At 45.6% G+C, this 3,369-nt stretch carries 4 protein-coding genes; 3 read left to right on the top strand and 1 reads right to left on the bottom strand.

Annotated features, from left to right (window positions below; translation table 11 throughout):
- Window positions 1-69: 69 nt before the first annotated feature.
- Complete coding sequence (locus tag C7B82_RS00235) at window positions 70-762, bottom strand: glycosyltransferase family 2 protein (protein WP_106254309.1); 693 nt, start codon at window positions 760-762, stop codon at window positions 70-72.
- 848 nt (window positions 763-1,610) lie between these two features.
- On the opposite strand from C7B82_RS00235, the gene C7B82_RS00230 reads away from it, so the two are divergent.
- The 3 genes from C7B82_RS00230 (at window position 1,611) to C7B82_RS00220 (ending at window position 3,318) form a co-directional block, all read left to right on the top strand.
- Complete coding sequence (locus C7B82_RS00230; RefSeq protein WP_146141005.1) at window positions 1,611-2,612, top strand: NACHT domain-containing protein; 1,002 nt, start codon at window positions 1,611-1,613, stop codon at window positions 2,610-2,612.
- A gap of 78 nt (window positions 2,613-2,690) precedes the next feature.
- The gene (locus tag C7B82_RS00225) at window positions 2,691-2,954 is read left to right on the top strand and encodes a hypothetical protein (RefSeq protein ID WP_106254307.1); all 264 of its coding nucleotides are present in this window, start codon (window positions 2,691-2,693) and stop codon (window positions 2,952-2,954) included.
- A complete protein-coding gene (locus C7B82_RS00220) occupies window positions 2,947-3,318 on the top strand; it encodes a PIN domain-containing protein (RefSeq protein ID WP_106254306.1) in 372 nt (123 codons plus the stop codon). Before C7B82_RS00225 ends, C7B82_RS00220 begins: the two co-directional genes overlap by 8 nt.
- Window positions 3,319-3,369 lie beyond the last annotated feature (51 nt).

The following is a 3,369-nucleotide window of genomic DNA, read 5'->3' as shown; positions in this document are numbered from 1 at the left end:
CTGCACCTCCAAATCGTTGAAATCGATACCTCCATCTAACTTTACATACCGGAGCTTTTCAAGCCTGATCTACTTATGGGAGTGTCTTGCAATGATGAGCATTTTGGCCGATTTGCTTGAAAGGTTATTACCGGTATAGCGATATTTGGAAACAACCTGGCTATGAAAATGAACGGGGAAATTACGAGCAATTCGTAAGAATAAATTGATATCTTCCATCGGCACTAGACTTGGGTCGAAGGCTCCGATGGATTGAATCACAACAGATTCAATGGCAGTACGGCGGAAAATAACGCATCCGCATTGGATTTTGTGCCGGGTAGCGAGAAGCGTTTCATACGTAGCGACTTCTGGCTGATCCTCATAGGTTTCTTCTACTTTATATGAGCCATCTGGTTGAATTGAGTAAAAGAAATAGCGCCCAAAAACAAAGCCAACTTTTGGGTGAGCATTGATGCAGTTGACCCCGATTTCAATCGCTTCAGGCAAAAGACAATCGTCGCTATCCAGAAAGAGTAGATACTCTCCTTGGCTGACCTGCATACCTGTGTTACGCGCTGCAGCAACCCCTTGATTGGTTTGGTAAATGTATCGTACCGTTGGGTAGCGATCGCACACTTGCTTCGTTTCATCCGTTGAACCATCATCCACTACGATGACTTCAAAGGGAGAATAGGTTTGTCCCAGTACACTTTCAATGGCTTCTGGTAGAAAATTGGCGCTGTTATAGGAAGGGATAACAACGGATACATTATTAATCATTTTCTATTCCCCAAAATTGTACTGATTACTATTTACAGTGGTCACTCGGCAAGGATTCATTCTTGTTTAAGCGAGCGTGAACTGGCTTAAACAATTAAGCAGTAGAAGCAAGGCTCTTAGAGGTTACACAGAAAGCGTTAAACAACCTGATCCCTCAATCAAAGGGATAACGAGCAGCATCAAAGTAGCCGTATCAGTACTGTCACGCGATGTGAACCAGCGCATGCATCGCAGGTTTCAACTAAGAAAAGAAATCTAGGAATTGCAAAAATGCTATTTTCTAATCATCAAAATGAGTGGTGTTAGAACGTGAAGCTGAATGAACAGTCACAGCTTTGAACAGTAGTAAGCGATTAGAACATTGCTCTACTACTGTTCTCAGTCAACCAATAGATTTGACTGAGCGATTTTTAAGGATAATGGATGCCTAAAAAAGTCCAAACGTCACGCATTGGCTTGTTTGCGAAGACTATGACATGTGAGCATAGTGGGAGCTCGTTCATGCCTTAAGGCTTCTTTTAATCATTTACGATTTACTGCTTAGGTTGATTTACAAGGTGTTTGGTTTTTAGATAGAGGTTATTAACACTAAATTACTCTGACTGTAAAAATCATTTGTCTCTGTAACTAGGTGAGATCATACTAATGTTGATAAAACCACCGTGCCACAGAGGATGGTATCCCTTTATGCGATCTTTAAGCCAGTATCGTCTTTATATAGCAATAGAGAAGGAGGCTGCGTTTAGCCGAAACAGCGCGACAAACTTGAGTCAAGAAAGATGAAGCTTTACGCTGGCGAGCATTAGGAGAAGTTGCAATAATCAGCGGGTAAGCAGCAACTTTATAGCTTGCCGCTGCAAGAAATGCTGCCCGATGAAAAAAGCATCGACGGAGCCGCCGTCCTCCGCAGCATCGAAGTGCAGCACGGCATTTTAGTCGAACGCGCAGAAGGTATTTATTCCTTCTCCCATCTCACGCTTCAGGAATACCTCACTGCCCAATACATCGACGACCATCGCCAAATCGACTCGCTGGTTGCAGAGCATTTGACCGAGCAGCGCTGGCGAGAAATATTTATCCTCGTTGCTGGACTCATGCGTGGTGGCGCAGACAATTTGTTGTTGCAGATGGAAACAACAGCACAGCAATTCATCAACACCGACAACCTTAAAAATCTGCTGCACTGGTCTGAACAAGCAACAGAGGGTTCAGAGGGAGACTTTAAACCTGCGGCGAAGCGATCGGCAGCTATTTTTATTAGCCCTGCTTGTGCCCACAATATTCTTGCCTTGACTTCTGCTCTTTGCCCCAACCTTTACTACGGACTGGACAGTATTTCTCTGGATCTCTGTATCTTTGATGAAGCTCTTACCCCCAATCCTAACCTCGATTTTTTCTGCAATATCATTCCCGAGCTTGACCTTGCCATTAGCTACAACCCTGACCTTTTGCGAGATGAAGTTTTTATCTTTAATCAAGTTTTCGCTCTCTTTCGCCGTAGTGTTCGTAATCTCGCCCAAGCGATTGTTCAGCTAGAAATCTTCAATTTAGTTTACTCTGACACTTTGAGCGGTAAGCTAAACGCTTTAGAAGCCAAGCACTCTGGAATTACCCAGTCCTATGAAGCTCGATACGATCTCATCAAGTCAGTCCGACGCACTTGGTATCTCGCTTTGAGCTTTGACCCAGACTGGTTGGATTGGTCGGAAGCTGAAGTCGAATCCTTGAACAATTACCTCTACGCCAACGAACTCATCGTGCGGTGCAAAGAAGCGGCTGTGCGGGTATCGCCGAAGGTGTGGGCGGGCATTGAGGAGAGAATGTTGACGGTGAGGGAGGGGAAAGGCTAAAGGATGAGGGATGAAAAGAGAGCTGATAGTGACTGACTTAGCTAGAATCTTTGAGTAGCGACATTCCAAATCTTAGCCATGACAAACCGTTTAACAGCCGCGATCGCTGCCGTTTCTCAACTACCAGAATCAGAGCAGGATGCGATCGCGACGTTGATTTTGGAGAAGCTTCGCTCAACGAGCAACTCGACGCTGCCTGCGCCCCAGGAGTCATCCCATCAGCCGATCATAGCCAGCGACCAAATCACGGGACTGTTTGCGGACGAGCCGGAATTGATGGAACAGGTCATGCAGTCAATTGGGCACGATCGCGACTACGATCGTCAACAGAGCCTTGGATAAAGCACTTTTAGACACCGATATCCTGTCAGAGGTTTTGAAAGGGATTAATCTGCAAGTCCTTGCACGCGCCAATGCTTATCTTGAAGAACACGGTTGCTACACGCTCTCCGTTATCACCGTGATGGAAATTGTCCGAGGCTGGCACCGACTTCAGAGAGACGATCGCATTCAACGCTTTCTAGCTACACTGCCTACCGCAGAAGTTTTAGCCGTTGATACGTCCGTCGCCACATTAGCCGGACGGCTTTACGCTGATCTCCAATGCTCAGGTCAATTAATTGGCGTTGCAGATTCTATCATTGCTGCCACCGCCCTACAAAATGATATAACCTTAGTCACCAGGGCGAACGCACACGTAACTTAACAATGAGTGCATGGAGAATACAGAAGACTTAGGATTCAAGGCAGTCGTGCA

The sequence above is a fragment of the Stenomitos frigidus ULC18 genome (assembly GCF_003003795.1).
GTDB lineage: Bacteria > Cyanobacteriota > Cyanobacteriia > Leptolyngbyales > Leptolyngbyaceae > Stenomitos > Stenomitos frigidus_A.
Note: the sequence above shows the minus strand (reverse complement) of the source record. Positions and strands in the feature narration are given on the sequence as shown.

Excerpts from the sequence above, each read along its gene's own strand:
- C7B82_RS00235 (WP_106254309.1), bottom strand. The coding sequence starts at position 762 with ATGATTAATAATGTATCCGTTGTTATCCCTTCCTATAACAGCGCCAAT.
- C7B82_RS00225 (WP_106254307.1), top strand. The coding sequence starts at position 2,691 with ATGACAAACCGTTTAACAGCCGCGATCGCTGCCGTTTCTCAACTACCA.